The sequence below is a fragment of the Vibrio sp. ZF 223 genome, from assembly GCF_003050585.1.
GTDB classification, from domain to species: Bacteria; Pseudomonadota; Gammaproteobacteria; order Enterobacterales; family Vibrionaceae; genus Vibrio; species Vibrio crassostreae.
This window is the reverse complement of the sequence record NZ_PIGB01000002.1, coordinates 247,032-270,133: the sequence shown is the minus strand read 5'-3', so window position 1 is coordinate 270,133 and position 23,102 is coordinate 247,032. Positions and strand designations below refer to the sequence as shown.

Genomic DNA, 23,102 nt, shown 5'->3' with positions numbered 1-23,102 from the left:
GGTTCATAATTTAAGAGTAACTGCTCCATGAAATACCTGCGTTGTTTACCCCTGATTCTCCTTTCTTTTTCATCTTTGGCATCTGATCGTTCTACGTTAACTTTCGCTTTAGATAACGATGGTATTTTTGGTGTCGACCAAGACTATACCAACGGCTTATTTCTGGGTTACACATCATCAAGTATTACACCATACAACTGGGTAAAACCACTGAGCCTTTCTTACTGGGGCGCAAGCTCTCTAGATAAGTGGGAAATCACCATTGGCCACAAAATGTATACGCCTTCAGATATTGAATTGGAAACACCATCTGCCAATGATCGCCCGTATGCAGGTTACCTACACACCGAATTCAACTACATCAGCTTAAATCCACAACAAGCTCAGCGTTTTAACATCACGTTTGGTACGACTGGTGAGCGTGCACTTTCAGAAGATGCTCAAAAGCTGGTTCACTCAATCACAAAATCAGATGAGCCTATGGGCTGGGAATATCAAGTTGATGATGAGTGGGCGGGAAGCGTTGGCTACCTAAGCCATTTCAACTTAATGCGTAATCAAGCTCTAGCGAATACTGACTACGAAATCTCTAACGTTTCAGAAATCAACGTGGGTAACTTTAGAAGTGATATCTCGACTGGTTTTATGTTCCGTTGGGGTACGGACTTGGGCGGTAACTTTGGTGCAGCCAACATCACCACAGAAAACCCATTCAAACCTGGCATGATCGGCGCATCAAACGCTGGTTGGTTTACCTATGCAGGCCTTGAAGGTCGTTACCGATTCAACGACCTAACAATTGAAGGCGATCGCTCAGGTGTTGATGAGTACGCTCATAAAAACAACGAAGATCCCGCTATCTACGATGTGACTTTAGAGAATATTCAAGCGACTGCTGTATTGGGTGTCGCTTGGTATAACCGATACGTTGGTGCCTCTTTCGCACTAACAGCAAAAACACCAGATTACGAAGAAGCAAAAGAGTCAGTGTACACCACTGGCGGTATCACAATGTTTGCTTTCTTCTAGCCACCAGTAAGAGCTTTCGTCCTTTACTTTCCAAGTTTAATAAAGGCAATCATCTTAACGGGTGATTGCCTTTATTTTTAAAGACCTCGTTACCATTTGACCCTATTTTATGTACCGTTTTTGTAATAAAATAAAGGGTATAAATTCCTCTACGAGAATAGCTCATGTCTACAACTGGTCGCATTCACTCATTCGAATCTTGTGGTACTGTCGATGGCCCTGGTATCCGCTTTATTGTGTTTCTTCAAGGCTGCTTAATGCGTTGTATGTACTGTCATAACCGTGATACATGGGATCTTCATGACGGAAAGGAAGTAACGGTCGAAGAGATCATCAACGAAGCAAAATCATACCGTCATTTTATGAAAGCATCGGGCGGTGGTATCACCTGTTCTGGTGGTGAAGCGATGCTACAACCTGAGTTTGTTCGTGACTTTTTCCGCGCAGCTCAAGCTGAAGGCATTCACACTTGTCTTGATACTAATGGCTACATTCGTAAGCACACTGAAGTGGTCGATGAAGTACTAGAAGCCTCTGATCTAGTAATGCTAGATCTTAAACACATGCGAGATGAAATTCACCACGATTTCATTGGAGTATCAAACCGACGTACTCTGGATTTTGCGCGCTACTTGCACAAAATCGGTAAGAAAACTTGGATTCGCTATGTGATTGTTCCTGGCTACACCGATACGCCTGAAGATGCTCATCTTCTAGGTGAATTCATCAAAGATATGGATAACATCGAGAAAGTAGAACTGCTTCCGTACCACAAGCTTGGTGCTCATAAATGGGAAGCGCTTGGTTTTGACTACCCGCTTGAAGGAACAAACCCACCAAGCAAAGAAAAAATGGACGAGATTGTTGAGGTTCTAAGCCAGTACCATTCAAACGTAAAATACTAATCTAGACTTACGTCCATAGCGATTTCAAACGCCTCAAGTTCGATTGGGGTGTTTTCTTTTTCGAGCAAAACAATCCTTTCACTTTTCTTTACAACTTTTGTTTATCAATTCAAAAAATCATATTAAATCCGTGTTGAGATCATGTTTCCACTCGTAGGAATGCTGTTACTCTTACTGCAACAAAAAAATACAACATTTAGTTTTTTAGTGAGGTTCCTCCCATGGAAATGACCAATGCTCAGCGTCTAATTCTATCAAATCAATACTACCTAATGTCTCAAATGGATCCTGAGAACTCCGCTAAATATCAACGCCTACAAACGATTGTAGAGCGCGGTTACGAACTCCAAATGCGTGAGCTTAACAAAGAGTTTGGTTGTTTGACTGAAGCAGAATGTCGCGAAATTATCGACATCATGGAGATGTATCATGCAATGCAAGAGTCAAACAAAATGCTTGCAGAGCAAGAACGTGCTGAAGTAGACCAACGTCGCCTACAGTTCTTAGGTTTTGATATCGCTTCTGAAGCGCAGATCGTACATTACGTGCGTTTCCTTGTAGATTCTGAAGGTCTTTACCCTCAGTTCGACAAAGCGGATCACCACTTCAATAGCCAAATGCCAATGCTAGACAAATACCGTCGCATGCTAACAACATGGCGCAACTGCCCTCGTCAGTACCACCTATGTGCGACAGAGCTATCTCAAATCTTCAGTGCTTAATGCATCAAAAGATAAGCCTCAGCTGGCTTAAAAAATTTCAAAAAAGGGTTACTCATCACGAGTAACCCTTTTTTAATATTCGTATACAAAGAGAAAACCAAAGTAACTAGAAAACGTAAGCAACACCGACGTTTGCAGCCATGTTGATACCACTTTCAAGTATTGGGCTGTTCTCAATACTCCCTTCTAGATTGGTATAACGAACGCCACCCGTCACTCGGATATTTGGCGTCACATGCAAGTAACCACCTAAACCAATAAAGTACTGGCCATCCCAGTCTGCGTCGAATTCATTGAGGTTTGTTCTTGCCGCTTCAGCTGAACTCACACCATATAAGTGATTGTTCAAACGCTCACTGTTATAGGCGTAACCAATAGAAGGAGTAATCGCCCAACCATTTCGGCGAATAGGTAGGCGCCATGCCGCTTCTGCGTAAATACCGTTATGCTTAAAACCTAAGTCCGAACCTGCTGTCGCTTCAAACATCCCAACCAGAGTAATCACTTGATAACTGATACCACCCAATACAGAGGCATCACGTTCATCCAACTTTTGAATATCAACGTTATCAGAGTCACCCGGCTTTAATGTTCTTGAATCATAAACGGCTCGAAACACAATATTTTGCGGTGAACCTGCAGGTAATAAGCGATAGCCTGCACTGAAACCACGCATAAAGAAGTGCTCACCTTCATAACCAATCATAGGGATCACGGCACGGTTTGACGGAGTGTCTTTGTAAACAGCAGGAGAATAAGAGGCAGCAACGCCTAGTGACCACTGCGAGATTTTTGCATGTGTTGCTGTCGAAGCCAGTAACGCAGCACTGATAGCCACTATTTTTAACCCATTGTTCTTCACTACATCTACCTATTTATTGAGCAATTTTTGATAACGCCGCGTATTATATGGTACTTCGTTCCAGAAAATCAATAGAGCCCAGTTATACATCTAATACACATAAATCCAGTGTGAGTATTGTTAAGCGACCTAAAATCACAAAACAAACGGCTAGATCCCCTCGAATGTAAAATAATTTGATTCTACACGCCTCAAGTTGCCTATTGAGCTCGCTACGTTTTTCACACACAAAATTGTAAATAAATACATAATTGTTAAGCAAAATTGTCGAAGCGGGTCTAACCTTAAAATGTAGGGAGAGCCTATTTTTCAATCGCTCGTCAGTTTTGACTGGTTAACAAGGGGAATGTGACTATGAGTATTTTTGACCACTATCAATCACGTTATGAAGCAGCCAAGGAAGAAGAGCTGACATTGCAAGAGTTCTTAGCGCTGTGTAAAGACGATAAAAGTGCTTACGCGAATGCTGCCGAGCGCTTATTACTAGCCATTGGCGAACCTGAGGTCATTGACACCGCTCAAGACCCTCAACTGAGTCGTATTTTCTCGAACCGTGTCATCTCACGCTACAGCGAATTTAAAGATTTCTACGGCATGGAAGATGCGATTGAACAGATTGTGTCTTACTTAAAACATGCTGCACAAGGTTTAGAAGAACGTAAACAAATCCTTTACCTACTTGGCCCTGTGGGCGGTGGTAAATCATCTCTTGCTGAAAAACTCAAAGCCCTGATGCAGAAACTACCAATCTATGTATTGTCTGCTGACGGTGAACGAAGCCCAGTAAACGATCACCCATTCTGTCTATTCGATGTCAACGAAGACGGTGACTTATTGAAGAACGAATATGGCATTGAGAAACGCTATCTTCGCTCAATTATGTCTCCGTGGGCTGCAAAACGTCTGCACGATTTTGGCGGTGATATTTCCAAATTCAAAGTCATCAAACTGCGCCCTTCGATTCTCGATCAAGTTGCGATCGCTAAAACAGAGCCTGGTGATGAAAACAACCAAGATATTTCGTCTCTGGTTGGTAAAGTGGATATTCGTAAACTTGAGCACTTCTCTCAAGATGATCCTGATGCCTACAGCTACTCTGGTGCGCTATGTAAAGCCAACCAAGGTGTGATGGAATTCGTGGAGATGTTTAAAGCGCCAATCAAGGTATTACACCCACTACTAACGGCAACACAAGAAGGTAACTTCAACGGTACCGAAGGGCTTTCTGCACTGCCATTTGACGGTATGATTCTGGCTCACTCGAACGAATCTGAGTGGCAGACCTTCCGTAACAACAAAAACAACGAAGCCTTCCTTGACCGTGTGTACATTGTAAAAGTCCCTTACTGTCTACGAGTCTCTGAAGAAGTTAAGATCTATAAGAAGCTGCTTGAACACAGTGAGCTATCCAAAGCCCCTTGTTCACCAAGCACGCTCGACCTTCTATCGCAATTCAGCATCCTATCGAGACTGAAAGAGCCTGAAAACTCTTCTCTGTTCTCAAAAATGCGGGTTTACGATGGTGAGACTCTAAAAGACACCGATCCAAAAGCGAAGAGCTACCAAGAGTACCGAGACTATGCTGGCGTTGACGAAGGTATGTCTGGGCTATCAACACGTTTCGCCTTTAAGATCCTGTCTCGCGTGTTTAACTTCGACCAAGCCGAAGTGGCCGCTAACCCAGTGCACCTGTTCTACGTTATTGAGCAACAAATCGAACGTGAGCAGTTCCCTCAAGAAACCGCCGAGAAGTATCTAGAGTTCTTGAAAGGATACCTAGTACCACGCTACGTAGAGTTCATCGGTAAAGAGATTCAAACCGCTTACCTAGAGTCTTACTCTGAGTACGGTCAAAATATCTTCGACCGCTACGTGACCTACGCAGACTTCTGGATTCAAGACCAAGAGTACCGCGATCCAGAAACAGGCCAGCTATTTGACCGCGCTTCTCTGAATGGTGAACTTGAGAAAATAGAGAAAACAGCCGGTATCAGCAACCCTAAAGACTTCCGAAATGAGATTGTGAACTTTGTGCTTCGTGCCAAAGCCAACAATAACGGTCAAAACCCTGTGTGGACGAGCTACGAGAAACTGCGCACTGTGATTGAGAAGAAAATGTTCTCTAACACAGAAGAGCTACTTCCTGTTATCTCATTCAACGCTAAGACCTCAACGGATGATCAGAAAAAACACGACGACTTCGTTGCTCGTATGATGGAAAAAGGCTACACCGAGAAACAAGTGAGACTGCTATCCGAATGGTACCTAAGAGTTCGTAAATCCTCATAACCAAACTGTATTGAGCTGCTTAAGTGAGCAGCTCGTACAAAGCAATAACTCTTATATCCTAATAACTCTTATACCCTAATAAAAAGTAGGATCGTGACATCAGCTGAGAGGGAGTTCTTATGGCACAATTTATCGATCGGAGGCTCAATGGCAAGAATAAGAGTGCTGTGAATAGACAGCGTTTCTTACGACGCCATAAAGAGCAAATCAAAGAATCTGTGGCCGATGCAGTTAACCGACGCTCAATCACCAATACTGAAACTGGTGAAGACGTCACTATTCCCCATAAAGACATCAAAGAGCCAAGCTTTCACCAAGGTCAAGGCGGCGTAAGAGAACGCGTTCACCCAGGTAATGACCAGTTCATCACTGGCGATAAAATCGAACGTCCCAAAGGGGGCGGGCAAGGTGGTGGCTCAGGCCAAGGTGACGCAAGCCCTGATGGCGAAGGCCAAGATGAATTTACCTTCCAAATTTCAAAAGATGAGTATCTTGATATTCTCTTTGAAGATTTAGCTCTACCTAATCTAGAGAAGAATCAGGTCAATAAAATCACCGAATGGAAAACACACCGCTCTGGTTATCAAAGCGCGGGGATTCCATCCAACATCGCTATCGTTCGTTCACTTCAGCAATCTCTAGCTCGTAGAACCGCGATGACAGCAGGTAAAAAGCGCGAGCTTAACCTACTGATGGAGCAACTTGACCAAGTTAAAATGACGGAACCGGCACAACCCTTCGAAGAGGGTCGCTTAAAAGAAGAGATTGCCGAGCTACGCAAAAAAATTGAAAACGTTCCATTCATTGATACCTTCGACTTACGTTTTAAAAACTATGAGAAGCGCCCTATTCCATCTAGCCAAGCCGTGATGTTCTGTTTGATGGATGTGTCCGGATCTATGGATCAAGCCACCAAGGACATTGCAAAACGCTTCTACGTACTGCTTTACTTATTCCTCAATCGCACCTATGAGAATGTCGATGTGGTGTTTATTCGTCACCATACTCAGGCAAAAGAAGTCGACGAGCATGAATTCTTCTACTCGCAAGAGACCGGCGGCACCATCGTTTCTAGTGCATTGAAACTAATGAAAGAAATTGTTGCAGATCGCTACCCAGCTAACGAGTGGAACATCTATGCGGCACAAGCTTCTGATGGCGATAACTGGGCTGATGACTCGCCTCGTTGTAAAGAGCTATTGGTGAATACGCTTCTGCCAACTTGTCAGTATTACTCTTACATCGAAATCACACGCCGCTCTCACCAAACGCTTTGGCACGAGTATGAGAAGTTAGAAGCAAGCTTCGACAACTTCGCAATGAAAAACATTAAAACGGTGGATGATATTTTTCCTGTGTTTAGAGAACTGTTCCAGAAAGAGACAGCGTAAGGGAGTTTGCCATGACAGCGAAATCAAACGTTGCAGAGAAAGACAAAGCTGCAAAAAAGAAAAACAACAAGATGCTGCCTGATGGTCCAGATTGGACATTCAATCTCTTGGAACAATATCACGTCGAAATTAAGCGTGTGGCGCAGCATTACCGTTTAGATACTTACCAGAACCAAATTGAAGTGATCACTTCAGAGCAGATGATGGATGCATACTCAAGCATTGGTATGCCTATCAATTACAACCATTGGTCATTTGGTAAGAAATTCATTCAAACCGAGCAAAACTATAAGCATGGTCAGATGGGCTTGGCATACGAAATTGTGATCAATTCAGACCCTTGTATCGCTTATCTGATGGAAGAGAACACGGTCACGATGCAGGCACTGGTAATGGCACACGCTTGTTACGGCCACAACTCTTTCTTTAAAGGCAACTACCTGTTCCAGACCTGGACAGACGCTAGTTCTATCATCGATTACTTACTGTTCGCTAAGAAGTACATCAGTGGTTGTGAAGAGAAGTATGGCGTCGCTGAGGTCGAGCAACTCCTTGATTCTTGCCATGCATTAATGAATTACGGCGTAGACCGATACAAACGTCCTGAGAAGATTTCCATTGCCGAAGAAACCGCAAGGCAGGAAGAGCGAGAGGCTTATCTGCAATCTCAAGTCAACGAGCTATGGAGAACTGTGCCAAAAAATCAAGACAAGGAAAAAGAGACCAAAATCCGCTTTCCTAGCGAACCTCAAGAGAACATTCTGTACTTTATTGAGAAGAACGCCCCACTGCTTGAACCTTGGCAACGTGAGTGTGTTCGTATTGTTCGCAAGGTAAGCCAATACTTCTATCCTCAGAAACAAACTCAAGTAATGAATGAGGGTTGGGCAACCTTCTGGCATTACACCATTCTTAACCACCTTTACGACGAAGGCTTGGTGAGTGATAAGTTCATCTTAGAGTTTCTACACAGTCACACCAGTGTGGTTGCTCAACCCGCCTACAACAGCCCTTATTTCAGTGGGATAAATCCTTATGCACTTGGCTTTGCGATGTTTAGAGACATCCGACGCATCTGCGAAGAGCCCACCGATGAAGATAAAGAGTGGTTCCCTGAATTAGCCGGAAGTGATTGGTTAGAAGCGGTGCACTTTGCGATGCACAACTTCAAAGATGAAAGCTTCATCAGCCAGTACCTTTCTCCAAAGATCATTCGTGACTTTAAGCTGTTCTCAGTACTCGACGACGACCGTAAAAATACCATTGAAGTCAGTGCGATTCACGATGATCCGGGCTATCGCCTGATTAGAGAAAAACTCGCGGCGCAGTACAATCTAAGCAACCTTGAGCCGAATATTCAGGTATTTAATGTTGATGTTCGTGGTGATCGCTCAATGACACTGCAATATGTGCCTCATGACCGTATCCCGCTAGATAAAGGCTACGATGAAGTATTAAAACACCTTTATCGCTTATGGGGCTTTGATGTGATTTTGGAAGAGCTCAAAGACACAGGTCATAGAGAAATATTGACCACCTGTCCGAAACGAAATGATTATGGAGCCAAGATTTAATGCTAATCACAATAAGTAAGTGATTGGTATAAGACTCCGCTCCCCCTACAACATAGTGGTTAAACCCGCTCGGAAGTGGAGCAATAAAAAAGCGCATAAGTCTGATGACTTATGCGCTTTCTTTTTAAGGCTTAAGCGTCTTTAAATGAAAAACTAGAACTAAATAAGCTTAAACAATCGGCTTTTGACCGCGTTCAATCAGCTTCATCAGCACGTTGTCTGCAGATTTACCTGCAACGCCTGCTAGCTTATCTGACAGCTTTTTCTTCTGTACATAGTGAATCGCTAGCACTGTCTTGTCTTTGCATGCTTCAACAACTAAATCATCAGAAGTGCGGAGCTCATCCACCAGCCCAAGTTCATGAGCTTGCGTACCAAACCAGTGTTCACCCGTCGCCACTTTATCAAGATCAAGTGCTGGACGATGGTCGCGAATGAAGTCTTTGAATAGACCATGTGTCTCTTCTAGCTCTTCTTTAAACTTCTCACGTGCTTTATCGCTGTTCTCACCAAACATAGTCAGTGTGCGCTTGTACTCACCTGCTGTTAGCTGTTCAAACTCAATATCATGCTTCTTAAGCAGTTTGTTAAAGTTTGGCAGTTGAGCGATCACACCAATAGAGCCAACGATAGCGAAAGGCGCTGACACAATTTTGTCTGCAATACATGCCATCATGTAACCGCCGCTTGCCGCCACTTTGTCTACCGAGATAGTCAGAGGCAGACCTGCTGCTTTGATACGATCAAGTTGAGAAGACGCCAAACCATAGCCGTGAACCATGCCACCGCCAGATTCAAGTTTAAGTAATACTTCATCGCCTTCACGAGCAACAGCCAGAACCGCCGTTACCTCTTCACGTAATGAAGCCACTTCTTTCGCATCAATGCTGCCGTTAAAATCAAGAACGAATAGATGTGGTTCACGCTTGCTATCAAGCTCACCCTCTTTCGCAGCTTTCTTCACTTCTTTACCGCGTGATTTTACTTTCTCTTTTTCCGCTTTCTTTTCTGCTTTATCACGGGCTTTGATGAAAGCATCATCGTGTAGATGGTGCTCTAGTTGTTCAATCGTCTGTTTATGGTGTTCAGATAGGTTCGTGATTTCCAGCTCACCTTTAATTGCGTTTGATTTCCCACCCACAGATTTAGCAATCACTAAAATTGCGATGATGGCGATTACAACGGTCGCAATCTTGGCTAAAAACAAGCCGTAGTCCAACAAAAATTCCAATGTCATATCCCCTATTGTATGAATTAGTGTATTGTAACCATCTTGTCACGATTACCAAGAATTTCTCATCATTCCTGCGGTTATCTGTGTGATTAAACATCAATGGAATGACGAACATAATAAAAGAAAGAAGGATAAGCACAGTGGATTACCCAATCTCTACAGATGCCCTCAAAGATAAAGTAATTTTGGTTACAGGTGCCGGTGCTGGCATTGGTCGCCAAGCAGCACTAAGCTTCGCTCAACATGGTGCAACTGTCATTCTGTTAGGCCGCAATGTTAAAAACCTTGAATTCATTTACGATGAAATCGAAAGTGCTGGTTACCCACAGCCTGCGATCATCCCATTGGATCTAAAAGGCGCGACAAAGCAGAACTACATTGATATGGCTGAAACCATTGAGTCACAGTTCGGTCGTTTAGATGGCCTACTTCATAACGCTGGCGTTCTCGGTACTCTGAGCCCGTTTGAGCAGATTGATGAAGAAACCTTTGATGATGTTATGCAGATCAATGTGAAGTCTGAGTTCTTGATGACTCAAGCACTACTGCCTGCACTTAAGAAAGCAGAAGCGGGTCGTATCGTATTTACCTCTTCAACGGTTGGTCACTCTGGCCGTGCATTCTGGGGCACTTACGCAATTTCTAAGTTTGCTACCGAAGGTATGATGCAAATCCTAGCGGACGAGCTTGAAGACACAAATATCCGTGTTAACGCAATCAACCCAGGTGGCACTCAAACACGTATGCGTGCAAAAGCGTACCCTGGAGAAGATGCGAATAAGCTAAAAACGCCACTCGACATCATACCGCTGTACCTACACTTAATGAACCCAAGTGTGACGGACATTAATGGCCAATGTATCGATGCTCAACCTAAGTAGTTGATATTATAACCAATCGTAAAAAGTCGCTTTAATAGCGGCTTTTTTTGTATCTAAATCAAGCACCTAAAACTTAGTTCCTCTGATTTTCATCATTTTGCTTTGCATCTTTTTCATTGTTAAATATACTGTATAAACATACAGGTATTTAGTTATGCATGAACTCATAAAAAACTTACAAGACCGCCAGCTAATCTGGAAAGGGCTACAATCAACAACGCTAGGAAGTACCACTTCTACAGGCTATCCGCAATTGGATAAACAGCTTGATGGTGGCTTTCCGACACACGGCGTTATTGAAGTTGAATCACAGCAAGGGATCGGTGAACTTCGCCTTCTTACGCCCTATTTAGCTCAGAAAAACTCGCAAAAACTGGCCATATTCATTAACCCGCCAGGGAAGATTTGTGCCGAGTTTTTTAGCAGCCAAGGCATTGAATTAGAGAACATTCTCATTATCCAGCTGCAACGCGAACTCGATGCGTTGTGGGCGGCTGAGCAGTGCCTCAAAAGCGGCGCTTGTCACTCTGTATTGCTATGGGGAGCCGATCTAGAAATCCACCAAACCAAGCGCTTACAAGCAGCCAGTGAAACCGGTAAGTGCCTGCAGTTTCACTTTAAAGCCACCAGCCATAATCAACTATCCCTACCCGTTTCTTTGAGCATGAAGCTGTCTTCTCACGCCCAAGGATTGAAGGTAGAGGTAACAAAAAGAAAAGGCAGTTGGTCATATGGCAGCTTTATTCTAGACATGACACACAACTGGCCGTTACTCACAGAGAAAGTCGTTTATGAAGACAGTTCAGACCGCGCTTTGTCTGGTAACACTGTGCTGGCTTTTCCTATTGCGAAGCAAGGCTAGCGTATGTTGTGGCTTTATATTCACTTTCCATCTCTGCAGCTGGATACCTTGTTTAACTCTAATGAATTGGGTTCGAGCGAAGACTCACGCGAACAACCTATTATCATCGTGGATGAAAAAGATCATCGTGTGCTGCAAGCTAATCCAGCTGCGCTGCAATCGGGAATTTCGCTTGGTATGGGCTTAGGCTCTGCGGCGGCGCTGTGTCACAATTTACACGTCCACCCTTACAGTATTGAACTGGAGAAAAGTAAGCTCAAAGAGATCGCTCAATGGGCTTATCTAGTCACTTCCGACATGGCACTATTGCCACCTAATGGTTTATTGATTAAAGCCTCTAACATGCTGTCACTTTACGACGGGTTAGATAACTACTGGCATGAACTCAAAAACCATATTGCAGCCCTCAACATTAAGTTCAGTTTTGCCACAGGTTACTCGCCGCTTGCTGCGACCCTTTTGGGTAAGCAAGCGATCAACCAAGCAACAAACAATGTTGAGCAAATGAAAGCTTGGGTCAATCAGCAAGCATTGAGTTCCAGTGAACTACCGACCAAGCAAGTTGAACGCCTGAACCGTGTCGGTATCAATATCGTTGAAGACCTATTAAAGCTGCCTTTGCAAGAGGTCGCGCGTCGCTTTGACATCGACTTGGTCAATTATGTTGGTCGTCTTAATGGACAGTTCAAGCACCCGATTGATTTTTATCACCCGCCAGAGAATTTCCAACAATATCTGGAGCTGTTGTTTGATATTGAAAATATTCTGTTCATTGAAAAGCCGTTACTGAAATTACTAAATCAACTCGAGTGTTTTTTGAAGCTACGCGACCGAGTGGCTTTCGAGTTAACACTGACTTTGCACCTAAGAGATAAAGACGACCACCCTGTCTCTTTTTATTCGGCACAAGGTGATTACCTTGCTGGAAAATGGGCGAACCTTACCCATCTAACTTTAGAATCACTAAAGCTCACAGCGCCGGTTCAAGGGCTCACTCTCTCGTTAACTCGTCATGGTAAGCCTCAAATGGCCTACCATGATCTTTTTGATGGCAATACCGGAACACTTGCTGCGCTAGACCTGCTTTCACTGTTACAAGCGAAGCTTGGGCAGGCCAGTATTCAAACACCGAAAATACAGCATGACCCAAGGCCAGAAAAAGCCAATCAGTACTCGATCCCAACACTGAGTAAATCTGTGTCAAAGAGTAAAACTCCCTCAGAGTTCGAGCAACAAACCACAGTTCTCAGCGTCAATCAGCAGCGACTCAGGCCCAGTATTTTGCTGCCGGAGCCAGAAGCCTTAACCGAGAAAATTACCTTATCTCAGGGCCCTGAACGTATTGTTTCTGGCTGGTGGGATGGCGAGAAAATCATTCGTGACTACTTTATTGCTCACAGTGAAAACGGTCGATGGCTATGGGTATTCAGAACACCCGATAAACAGTGGTTCTTGCACGGTTTGTTCAGTTAGTAAGGCAGTTTGGTAAGTCGTTCTTGCCACTTGTCCCATTTAAACGCCCCTTTTTCAATCATGTTTACTCACAATGATTAAGTGAGATTACGTTATGTCTCAGCAGTACTCAGAGCTTTTCTGCCAAAGTAATTACTCCTTTCTTGAGGGAGCTTCACACGCGGAAGAGCTGGTTTTACAGGCCGACTTTTTACGTTACAAAGCACTCGCGGTCACTGATGAGTGCTCGGTCGCGGGTATCGTTAAGGTTCACTCTGCAATCAAGCAACACAAACTGTCGCTCAAGCAGATTGTCGGAAGCATGTTTTGGTTAAATGAAGAGTGCCAAGTTGTCTTGTTATGTCCAAATAGACAAGCCTATGCCGAACTGTGCCGTATTATTACCAACGCTAGACGTCGTAGCAGCAAGGGACATTATCAGCTCTCTGAGTGGGATATCATGTCGGCTAAGCACTGCTTCATCCTGTGGTTGCCTCAACAGAAAAATGAAGACGCACATTGGGGGCAGTGGCTTTCTCAGCACCACTCAGGTCGGTTATGGATTGGCTTACAACGACACCTGAAACAGACCGATCAACAGTACATTGATTACTGCGTTGTTCTGTCACAACATCACCAACTGCCTATTACAGCTTGCGGTGGCGTGTTGATGCACAATGCTAACCGCCTGCCCTTACAGCACTCACTCACTGCGATTAAATACCAAAAGCCAATAACCGAAGTGGGAAGCCATCTGTTGGCGAATGCCGAGCGCTGTTTACGAAGCATCAATAAGCTCTCTCATATATTCAAAGCTGAGTGGCTGGAAGAGAGCAACCGAATTTCTGAGCTGTGTGAATTTGATTTAGGTAGCCTACGCTACGAATACCCAAGTGAACTGATTCCTCAGGGTGAGACACCCATGAGTTATCTGCGCATGTTGGTCGAGAAAGGGAAACAGGCTCGCTTTCCACAAGGTGTGCCTAATGACATTCAACAAATCATAGATAAAGAACTCGGGCTGATTGGTGAGCTTGACTACCCTTTCTTCTTTCTCACCATTCACGACATCGTCATGTTTGCCAAAAGCCAAGGCATTCTTTATCAAGGTCGAGGTTCAGCGGCCAATTCTGTAGTCTGTTACTGCCTAGAAATCACCTCTGTTGACCCAAGGCAGATCTCAGTACTGTTCGAACGCTTCATCAGTAAAGAGCGTGATGAGCCGCCTGATATTGATGTCGATTTTGAACACGAACGCCGTGAAGAAGTCATCCAATACATCTACCAGAAATACGGCAGAGAACGGGCTGCACTTGCTGCAACTGTCATCTCTTATCGCTTCAAAAGTGCGGTCAGAGATGTCGGTAAAGCATTGGGACTACAAGAAACTCAGCTCGACTACTTCATCAAGAACACCAATCGCAGGGACAAAAACCTAGGTTGGCAAGCTCAGTTAACTCAATTGGGGCTACAACCTGATTCTTTGAAAGGGCAACAGTTTATCCACTTAGTCAATGAGATCATCGGCTTCCCACGTCATCTGTCTCAGCATGTGGGCGGCTTTGTGATCTCTTCTGGGCCCTTGTATGAATTGGTTCCTGTCGAGAACGCTGCTATGCACGATCGCACCATTATTCAATGGGATAAAGATGATCTTGAAACCTTGGGGCTACTAAAAGTGGATGTGCTCGCGTTGGGTATGCTGTCTGCGATTCGTAAATGTTTCGACCTGATCAAACGCATTCACGGGCGATCACTGACTATTGCTGAGATCACTCGCCTTAAAGACGACCCTCAGGTTTACGGCATGATTCAGCGAGCAGATACCGTCGGGATATTCCAAATTGAGTCTCGCGCGCAAATGAGCATGCTGCCAAGGCTTAAACCGAGAACTTATTACGACTTGGTGATTCAAATCGCTATCGTACGCCCAGGTCCTATTCAGGGCGATATGGTGCATCCATTTCTCAAGCGTCGAGATGGCATTGAGCCAATCAGTTATCCATCTAAAGACGTGGAATCAGTACTGTCGCGCACCTTAGGTGTACCTATCTTCCAAGAGCAAGTGATTAAACTCGCGATGGTGGCTGCAGGGTTCACTGGTGGTGAAGCAGATCAACTCAGACGCGCAATGGCCGCTTGGAAGAAAAATGGCAACGTCTTTAAGTTTAAAAACAAACTCATCGAGGGAATGCAAAAGCGCGGCTATGAGACAGAGTTTGCCGAACAGATCTTTAAACAGATATGCGGCTTCGGCGAGTACGGATTTCCGGAAAGCCACTCGGCTTCGTTTGCGGTGTTAGCGTATTGCTCAGCTTGGTTGAAATGCTACTACCCTGAATGTTTCTACGCTTCTTTGTTGAACAGCCAACCCATGGGCTTTTATAGCCCATCACAGTTGGTACAAGATGCACAGCGACATAATGTGGTGATACTTCCGGTATGTGTGAACGCTTCTCAAAACGACCACACGGTTGTCTCTCATCAGAATGGTCTAGCGATTCGCTTAGGGCTGCGACAAATCAAAGGGTTCAGCGAGCATGGGATTCAAAGCGTGATCGCCAATCGTCCACCATCCGGTTATCGCCACCCTAGCCAGGTGAAACAGTTATCGATGAATAAGAAAGATATCGAGCTACTGACATCGGCCAATGCGCTACATAACGTCTCTGGAGACCGCTTCCAAACTCGCTGGGCGATAATGGATTCCGCGTCTGATCTACCTCTGTTTAGCCAGGTCTATGACGATACTGAGGATGAGCATGGCGAACACACACTGCACAAGCCCAACGAAATGCAAGATCTACTCGAAGACTTCACCAGTGTCGGAGTTTCACTGAACAAGCATCCAATCACTTTGCTCGCAGAAGCGGGACGATTAGGTCGATTCACACACATGAAAGATTTAATACAACAAAGACACAAATCGATGGTCACCGTTGTCGGATTAGTCACAGGAAAACAATCTCCCGGAACCGCGGCAGGTGTCACCTTTGTCACACTAGAAGATAGCACTGGTAATATTAATGTCGTGGTATGGGGAGCAACCGCGCGCGCTCAACAGCAAGCCTACCTCACAGCCAAGGCGTTAAAAGTACAAGGGATATTAGAAAAAGAAGGAGAGGTCGTGCATGTTATCGCGGGGAAACTTATCGATATTACCGATGAAATTGTTGGTTTGAAAACCAAATCACGAGATTTTCATTAACGATTCAAATCGCCCTACCAGAAACGCTAGAAACGCTAGAAACGCTAGAAACGAAAAAGGGAAGCATCTGCTTCCCTTCATTTCAAATTGTTGAGTTACACCTCAACGTCAGCTTCCGTACGTCTTTTCTTAAATTCCCTATATAGTAATAAGCTCAAAGTCATAACGACTTTAGACGTTAACCATATCATTAAAAGGAACTACCTTAGATTGTGTGTGAAAAGTTACGTGAGTAATTGAGCATATTTTGTTACGAGAAATATGCCACATCAATAATAGCAAACGTTTTCTATAAGGTCACTCAAAACAAACTGCATGTCGGTATAAATTACAGGATCTGACGCATACGCTCTTGAGTTACCTCAACCAGCAAATCTGGTTGGAACTTAGAAATAAAGCGGTTACACCCTACTTTCTCCACCATCGCCTCATTAAAACTTCCACTTAATGAAGTATTTAGCGTAATGAACAGATCATGCATTCTAGGGTCAGTACGTACTTCGTGTGTCAGTTTATAGCCGTCCATTTCAGGCATTTCAGCATCGGTGATCATCAACAATATTTCTTGATTGATGTCTTTGCCTTCATCACACCAGCCCTTAAGTAAGGTCAGTGCTTCTAAGCCATCACAACACTCAATAATATTCAACCCAAGCTGCGACAAGGTGCCTTTGATTTGATTACGCGCTGTTGAAGAGTCATCAACGATAAGCACGTTACGTCCTATCATTTCCTGAGCTAACTGCTGATCTAACACACCTTCAGAGATCGATACATCGTAATCAATGATCTCAGCCAACACTTTCTCAACATCGATGATCTCGACGATCTTGTGCTGCTCTTCTTCTTGAATATGCGTGATAGCGGTTAGGTAGTTTGCGCGGCCTGTTGTCTTTGGCGGCGGTTGGATTTCTGTCCATGTCGTATTGACGATATTACGAACTTGCCCAACCAAGAAACCTTGTACGGTTCGGTTGTATTCAGTAATGATCAGGTTACTCTCTTGAGATTCCGCACGAGATGGCGGAAAGCCAATGGCACTTCGCAGATCAATCACAGGTACCGATTCACCACGTAGAGAAGCAACACCCGTAATATGGTGGTGAGAGCCCGGTAAGCGAGTAAGTACTGGCACTTTTAGGACTTCTTTCACTTTAAATACGTTAATCGCAAATAGTTGACGACTATTTAAGCTGAATAATAAGAGTTCCAGACGGTTTTCACCGACTAGCTTGGTTCTCTGATCAACCGAATTTAAAACGCCAGACATACAACACCTTAGTGACAAATAATAACTGTGGCTACAATAGCCTACTTCAATAGGTTAAAGCAAAGCGCTAATGCACAGAATGCTTAAACTAAGTACAACAAATGATGTTATACAAAGCTTAAGTACATGGAAAGGTTCGGGGTAAGGCTTAAAGAAGAGAAAAAGAGTTAGCCTTCAATAACTTTCATTAGCAGTTGACCATCATATAAAGCCTGCTTGATGAGAGCAGCACCTGGCATGGTTGCCTGCTTATAAAAACGAGATTCCACCAGCTCTAAGTCTTTATGGTAAACCGATAGGCTCTGCTCTTCGATGCACTTTTGAATCGCTGGGTATAACACGCTCTTCGCCTGATTGATAACACCACCCACCAAGATTTTCTCTGGGTTGAATAGGTTAATCACAATCGCAATCGCAGAGCCTAGATAACGGCCTAACTGCTCAATCACTTCGACAGCCAATGGATCACCATCAGCAGCGGCAGCGCAGATCTGTTCAATAGTGACGTCTTCAAACACAGTTAGCGTTGATTCTTCACCATTTGCCAGTCGCTCTTTGACTTGCTCACGGATCGCTTGAGAACTCGCCACCGTTTCTAAACAGCCTCGGTTACCACAATGACAAAGCTTACCCTCTTTATCGATCTGGATATGACCCAGTTCACCGATATTACCGTGACGCCCTTGCAGAACGCGACCATCGAGAATGATCCCGGCACCTAAACCGTGGTGAATAGAGATAAGAACAGAGTTGTCGTTATCTTGTGAGTTACCAAACAGCTTCTCTGCTAATGCCCATGCTCGGGTATCATTGGCAATAAAAACTGGCAGACCGGTTTCTTTGTAGATCTCCGGCCCTAACGCTAAATTTTCAACGTTGTAGTGCGGCATTTGCAACACAATACCCTGCTCTGAATTCACAAGGCCTGGCAGTGTGATAGCGATACTCGTCACCCTGTCGAGTTGCTCAGCATAGGTTTGGAAGAACTCATCGATTTCATGAAGAAGACGCGCCAGCACATCATCTTGATCACGTTCGTGAATATCAATTTTGGTATCGATAAGCACGTCGCCGCCCAATTCATGGAGCGCGATCGTCAAGTATCCGCGACCAAGACGCATCGACAAAAATTGCCAACCTTCGTTATTGGTTTGTAGACCGACAGCAGGACGTCCACGAGTCGTGGCTTCTTGAACCGTGGTTTCGTGAATAAGGTGAGCTTCAATGAGTTCACGGGTAATTTTAGTAATACTCGCCGGAGCCAACTCACTTTGCTTGGACAGATCGATACGAGAAATAGGACCTTTAAGGTCAATTAGTTTATATACACGACCAGCATTGACCTGTTTGATATGATCAATATGGCCCGGTTGAGCCATGTACATTTTACGCTCCAGAAATCATCAACGAGGTAATTTTTTTACTTTGCGAAGTAATTGTGAAGTCACTTGGTATATCGCCGTGACCAGTATCACGTATATACATGAATCTTTGTGTATCGAGTCAAATTGTTCGAGGAAAATTAACACCCACATCGATAAATCGAGACTTAATTTTCATAAAAAAACATCGCGCTTGAGTGCTAAATACAATAAATATCAGTAAATACAGAAATATCTTCCTAGCTCCCAATAAATTATCAATTAATGCATATACTTAATTCAGTCTTGTAAAAGATTACTTGGTCTCACTCTAGGAGTATTCATGACAGCCGAATTAAGAAAAACGAAAATCGTCACAACGCTAGGCCCTTCAACAGATAAAGGTAACGTGCTTGAAGAAATCATCAAAGCAGGTGCCAATATCGTCCGTATGAACTTCTCTCACGGCACCAGCGACGACCATATACAACGCGCAGAAAAAGTCAGAGCAATAGCAAAAAGACACGGTACTCAAATCGCCATTCTCGGAGACTTACAAGGTCCCAAGATTCGTGTGTCGACATTCAAAGATGGCAAAATCCAACTTGCCGTAGGCGACCTGTTCACTCTCGATAGCAGCCTAGGTTTAGGCGAAGGCAATCAAGAAGCCGTTGGCCTTGATTACAAAGAACTGCCTAACGACGTATCCGCCGGCGATATCTTGTTGCTTGACGATGGTCGTGTTCAACTCAAAGTAACCAAGGTCGAAGGTTGCCGTGTTCACACCGAAGTTATCATTGGCGGCCCACTCTCAAATAACAAAGGCATCAACAAAAAAGGCGGCGGCCTTTCCGCAGAAGCGCTAACAGAAAAAGACAAACGCGACATCGTCACCGCCGCACAAATCAAAGTGGATTACCTAGCGGTGTCTTTCCCTCGTAATGGTGAAGACATGCACTACGCTCGTCAGCTTGCACGAGAAGCCGGCTTAGAAGCTCACCTCGTCGCAAAAGTGGAGCGAGCAGAGACAGTCGCCACTGTTGAGAACATGGATGACATCATAATGGCCTCAGATGTGGTCATGGTGGCTCGTGGTGACCTCGGAGTGGAAATTGGTGACCCTGAGTTGGTCGGTGTACAAAAACAGCTTATACGCCGTGCCAGAGCGCTTAACCGAACGGTGATCACCGCAACTCAAATGATGGAATCAATGATTTCTGCGCCAATGCCCACTCGTGCCGAAGTGATGGACGTTGCCAATGCAGTACTCGATGGCACCGACGCAGTCATGCTTTCCGGTGAAACTGCTGCCGGTGATTACCCAGTCGAAACCGTAAAATCGATGGCAGAAGTGTGTATTGGAGCTGAGAAGATGGCGGGGGTTAACCAATCGAATTACCGTATTGACCGCACCTTTGTTACCGCTGAAGAAACCGTTTCTATGGCAACCATCTATTCGGCAAACCATATGGAAGGCATTAAAGGTGTAGTCACTCTCACCGAATCTGGCCGTACTGCGTTGATGATGTCTCGCTTAAGTGCTGACATGCCTATCTACGCGCTGTCTCGTAACGAAGGAACGCTCAATCGCTGTACCTTGTACCGAGGTGTTACACCTATTTACTTTGAGACAGAAGCCAAAGACAGCTTTGATATTGCGCTATCAACACTCACTTGCCTGAAGGAGAAAGGACACCTTAAGTTTGGCGACCTAGTGATCGTCACTCAAGGTGATATCATGGATGTAGCAGGCTCAACCAACTGTATGAGAATCTTGCCTGTCACTTAGTGTGTGGCCGTAAGGCGAAACGATTTGCCTAGTCTCAAAAGCAAAAAAGGGTTATCGAACCACGTTCAATAACCCTTTTTCATTTCAGAACATTCTTCGTTAATGACACGGCTAACTCGCGGTATGCTAACTCATCAAGATTGAGTACTACTTGTCAGCAGCAATGGTGGCCAACTGTGGCATGTGTGAATTGCGAGCGTTTTCCGTTGAAGTGTAGGTTTCTACAAATCGGTAACCGGCTTCTAAGCCCAATTCGTAATCGTGCAACAGATCTTCTTTGTCACTCATTAATGAACTCGATTTTAGCGGCTGACTTGGCGCTATTTGCACCACAAACGCATCGTCCGGTGGCGAATTCAAAAAGTCCTGAGTTAATGAATAAGTTTGGTAATGCACCATCAACATATCAGCTAAGCCTGAATCAAACTTATCCCCAATTAAATGACTCAAACGATAAATGTCATCCGCTCCAAATAGCCAGCGACCACCGTTCAGCAGGTCCAAATGCCCACGGTCACGCTTCTGCTCTTTTGAGCGCATAATTTGTTGTTGGAAGAAAGAGGCCCAGTCGTTTTTCCACTGTTCCACTTTCTGTTGCCAATGACCTTGAACACTGTCAAAAGATTCGCGGAACCATTCCAATTCTTCGGCAGATATCGGTTTAGGTGCTTTAATTGAAGACTTAGTCACCTGAGCTTCAGCTAAATCCACATCTTCATCCTCTAGCACGGGCTCAGTACGAATCACAACAATGGAACGAGCTTGCCTGCGCCATGCTTCTTGGACCGGTATGCATGCTGATACGCCACCGTCCACATAAGCACTGTCACCAATATAAATTTCATCATTGTACAAACGAGGAATGGCGCAGGTCGCAATCATCACCTTATACCAATCTTCGCCCAATAACGGAAAGTAGTGATCTCGCAGATCTTTAGAATCCGTTACAGCCGCATAGAAGTGGCGATCACCTAGCGTTTGTCGTCCCAAATCCAGATCGAGTTTGTATGGATAAGCCATGATTTGTTCTAAGGCCCACTCTAATCCAAGGTTCTTTCTGTGGCGTATATAGGAAAAGAGATTAAAGAACTCCGGTGCAGTAGTGAGGTCGAGAACGAAAGAACGACCAAGGCCTTTATCGCGGCACAGATAAGCACATAAATTAAGAGCGCCTGCTGAGGTGCCAAAAAATTCGTCGAAGGGGTCAAAATTAGAAAGAAGAAAGGCATCCAGCACTCCAGAAGTAAAAATACTTCTCTGTCCGCCACCTTGAGCGACCAGTGCTGTTTTTCCAGCAATAAACTTAGCGTAATAGTCTAAGTCTATTGCTGTATCAATATTGGTTATAATCCCACTATTCATTATTCCCTGAGTATAAAAACTCAGCCTCGAATTGGAAGGTATTAACTACCAATCGCAATAAAGCCAAATGAAAGAATGACTGTGTAGATAAACGCTGTTATTTGTAGGGCATTTTTCAGATTATGGTCCATAGACACCTCTGGCTTATTATTAATTTGTCGAGTCTCTATTTAAGTACTATCAGGTGTGTGAAGTATCTTCAAGAATCGTCGAAATTAGTCGCACAATATTGATGTAACCATCACAATTAGTAAGTGTATGGATAAGGATATACTCATGAATAACAAAGCAAATATGATGGCACTGATTGCGTTTCTCTCCGTTTCAAGCGCACATGCTTCGCCGGAGATCATCATTACTCCGATGGTGGGTTATACCGGCGGTGGCAGTGTCGAAGACCAGGACGGTAAAACCTATGACATGAAAGGCTCTGAAAACTACACCTTTGCAATTGAAACGCCACTTGAAAAAGGACGCATCGGCTTCTTCTATTCCAATCAGAGCTCGGAATTAGAAACACTCAACCTAAGCTCCTCCATCCAATACCTACACTTTCAAAGTAGCATCTACTACCCGGCCTCCCCCGTGTTGTCGGGTTATCTAGGGTTAGGTCTTGGGGCTTCTTACGTCGATGTAGACTGGGCAAAAGATAAGTATGGGTTCTCAACCTCAATCTTTGGTGGCTTAGAGTACAAATTTAGTGATCGATTAGCGTTGAACACACAAGTACGTTGGTTAGGTACCGTCGTGGATAACGACACAACTGGCGTGTGTAACATCCCAAGCAATGGACAAGAGTGCATTATTCGCTTTGATACCGACTGGATGAACCAATTCCAAGCCAATATCGGACTCAGTTTTACTTTCTAAGCGGCTCAATGAAGCAAAAATATAAGATCGGCCCAAATGAA

At 44.3% G+C, this 23,102-nt stretch carries 18 protein-coding genes; 12 read left to right on the top strand and 6 right to left on the bottom strand.

The annotated features are described in order from the left end of the window. The first annotated feature begins 27 nt into the window (after positions 1 to 27). The 3 genes from CWO13_RS05940 (at position 28) to CWO13_RS05930 (ending at position 2,656) form a co-directional block, all read left to right on the top strand. Positions 28 to 1,029: a lipid A deacylase LpxR family protein gene (locus tag CWO13_RS05940; RefSeq protein WP_102432541.1), complete on the top strand. Its 1,002-nt coding sequence runs from the start codon at positions 28 to 30 to the stop codon at positions 1,027 to 1,029. Between the two features lie 164 nt (positions 1,030 to 1,193). Further along, positions 1,194 to 1,934: a pyruvate formate lyase 1-activating protein gene (gene pflA, locus CWO13_RS05935; protein WP_102432542.1), complete on the top strand. Its 741-nt coding sequence runs from the start codon at positions 1,194 to 1,196 to the stop codon at positions 1,932 to 1,934. 221 nt (positions 1,935 to 2,155) lie between these two features. After that, positions 2,156 to 2,656: a YfbU family protein gene (locus CWO13_RS05930; protein ID WP_017631241.1), complete on the top strand. Its 501-nt coding sequence runs from the start codon at positions 2,156 to 2,158 to the stop codon at positions 2,654 to 2,656. A 106-nt stretch (positions 2,657 to 2,762) separates the two neighbouring features. Here CWO13_RS05930 and CWO13_RS05925 read toward each other — a convergent pair whose 3' ends face one another. Further along, complete coding sequence (locus CWO13_RS05925; protein WP_108020650.1) at positions 2,763 to 3,518, bottom strand: MipA/OmpV family protein; 756 nt, start codon at positions 3,516 to 3,518, stop codon at positions 2,763 to 2,765. 354 nt (positions 3,519 to 3,872) lie between these two features. Here CWO13_RS05925 and CWO13_RS05920 point away from each other — a divergent pair, with 354 nt between their 5' ends. From CWO13_RS05920 to CWO13_RS05910, 3 genes are all read left to right on the top strand, one after another. Further along, entirely contained in the window at positions 3,873 to 5,807 is a 1,935-nt protein-coding gene (locus CWO13_RS05920) for a PrkA family serine protein kinase (protein ID WP_048659697.1), read from the top strand. 119 nt (positions 5,808 to 5,926) lie between these two features. After that, the gene (locus CWO13_RS05915; RefSeq protein WP_108082639.1) at positions 5,927 to 7,198 is read left to right on the top strand and encodes a YeaH/YhbH family protein; all 1,272 of its coding nucleotides are present in this window, start codon (positions 5,927 to 5,929) and stop codon (positions 7,196 to 7,198) included. 11 nt (positions 7,199 to 7,209) lie between these two features. Beyond that, positions 7,210 to 8,772 (top strand): SpoVR family protein, encoded by a 1,563-nt coding sequence (locus CWO13_RS05910; RefSeq protein ID WP_107898508.1) that lies wholly within the window; start codon positions 7,210 to 7,212, stop codon positions 8,770 to 8,772. A gap of 169 nt (positions 8,773 to 8,941) precedes the next feature. Here the strand turns inward: CWO13_RS05910 and sohB are convergent, their stop codons facing one another. Then, positions 8,942 to 10,009, bottom strand: a complete 1,068-nt coding sequence (gene sohB / locus CWO13_RS05905; RefSeq protein WP_181359908.1) for a protease SohB — start codon at positions 10,007 to 10,009, stop codon at positions 8,942 to 8,944. A 137-nt stretch (positions 10,010 to 10,146) separates the two neighbouring features. Between sohB and CWO13_RS05900 the strand changes: the two genes are divergently transcribed. The 4 genes from CWO13_RS05900 (at position 10,147) to CWO13_RS05885 (ending at position 16,409) form a co-directional block, all read left to right on the top strand. After that, a complete protein-coding gene (locus tag CWO13_RS05900) occupies positions 10,147 to 10,887 on the top strand; it encodes a YciK family oxidoreductase (protein WP_017629695.1) in 741 nt (246 codons plus the stop codon). 154 nt (positions 10,888 to 11,041) lie between these two features. Further along, positions 11,042 to 11,749: a translesion DNA synthesis-associated protein ImuA gene (imuA, locus tag CWO13_RS05895; RefSeq protein ID WP_108082638.1), complete on the top strand. Its 708-nt coding sequence runs from the start codon at positions 11,042 to 11,044 to the stop codon at positions 11,747 to 11,749. 3 nt (positions 11,750 to 11,752) lie between these two features. Further along, positions 11,753 to 13,222 carry a Y-family DNA polymerase gene (locus CWO13_RS05890; RefSeq protein ID WP_108082637.1) on the top strand — a complete coding sequence of 490 codons (1,470 nt, stop codon included), beginning with the start codon at positions 11,753 to 11,755 and terminating at the stop codon, positions 13,220 to 13,222. Positions 13,223 to 13,316: 94 nt separating this feature from the next. After that, positions 13,317 to 16,409 carry an error-prone DNA polymerase gene (locus tag CWO13_RS05885; protein WP_108082636.1) on the top strand — a complete coding sequence of 1,031 codons (3,093 nt, stop codon included), beginning with the start codon at positions 13,317 to 13,319 and terminating at the stop codon, positions 16,407 to 16,409. A gap of 328 nt (positions 16,410 to 16,737) precedes the next feature. On the opposite strand, the gene CWO13_RS05880 is transcribed toward CWO13_RS05885, so the two are convergent. Continuing rightward, entirely contained in the window at positions 16,738 to 17,679 is a 942-nt protein-coding gene (locus CWO13_RS05880) for a chemotaxis protein CheV (protein ID WP_076656977.1), read from the bottom strand. Positions 17,680 to 17,846: 167 nt separating this feature from the next. Continuing rightward, positions 17,847 to 19,064, bottom strand: coding sequence for a sugar metabolism global transcriptional regulator Mlc (gene mlc, locus CWO13_RS05875; RefSeq protein ID WP_048607464.1), 1,218 nt, complete (start codon positions 19,062 to 19,064; stop codon positions 17,847 to 17,849). Positions 19,065 to 19,383: 319 nt separating this feature from the next. Between mlc and pyk the strand changes: the two genes are divergently transcribed. Next, entirely contained in the window at positions 19,384 to 20,829 is a 1,446-nt protein-coding gene (gene pyk / locus CWO13_RS05870) for a pyruvate kinase (RefSeq protein ID WP_048659705.1), read from the top strand. Positions 20,830 to 20,976: 147 nt separating this feature from the next. Here the strand turns inward: pyk and CWO13_RS05865 are convergent, their stop codons facing one another. After that, entirely contained in the window at positions 20,977 to 22,191 is a 1,215-nt protein-coding gene (locus CWO13_RS05865) for a patatin-like phospholipase family protein (RefSeq protein ID WP_108020647.1), read from the bottom strand. Between the two features lie 41 nt (positions 22,192 to 22,232). Then, entirely contained in the window at positions 22,233 to 22,322 is a 90-nt protein-coding gene (gene cydH / locus CWO13_RS05860) for a cytochrome bd-I oxidase subunit CydH (RefSeq protein ID WP_102432550.1), read from the bottom strand. 145 nt (positions 22,323 to 22,467) lie between these two features. Here cydH and CWO13_RS05855 point away from each other — a divergent pair, with 145 nt between their 5' ends. Further along, positions 22,468 to 23,061: an outer membrane beta-barrel domain protein gene (locus CWO13_RS05855; protein ID WP_048659707.1), complete on the top strand. Its 594-nt coding sequence runs from the start codon at positions 22,468 to 22,470 to the stop codon at positions 23,059 to 23,061. Positions 23,062 to 23,102: the final 41 nt, after the last annotated feature.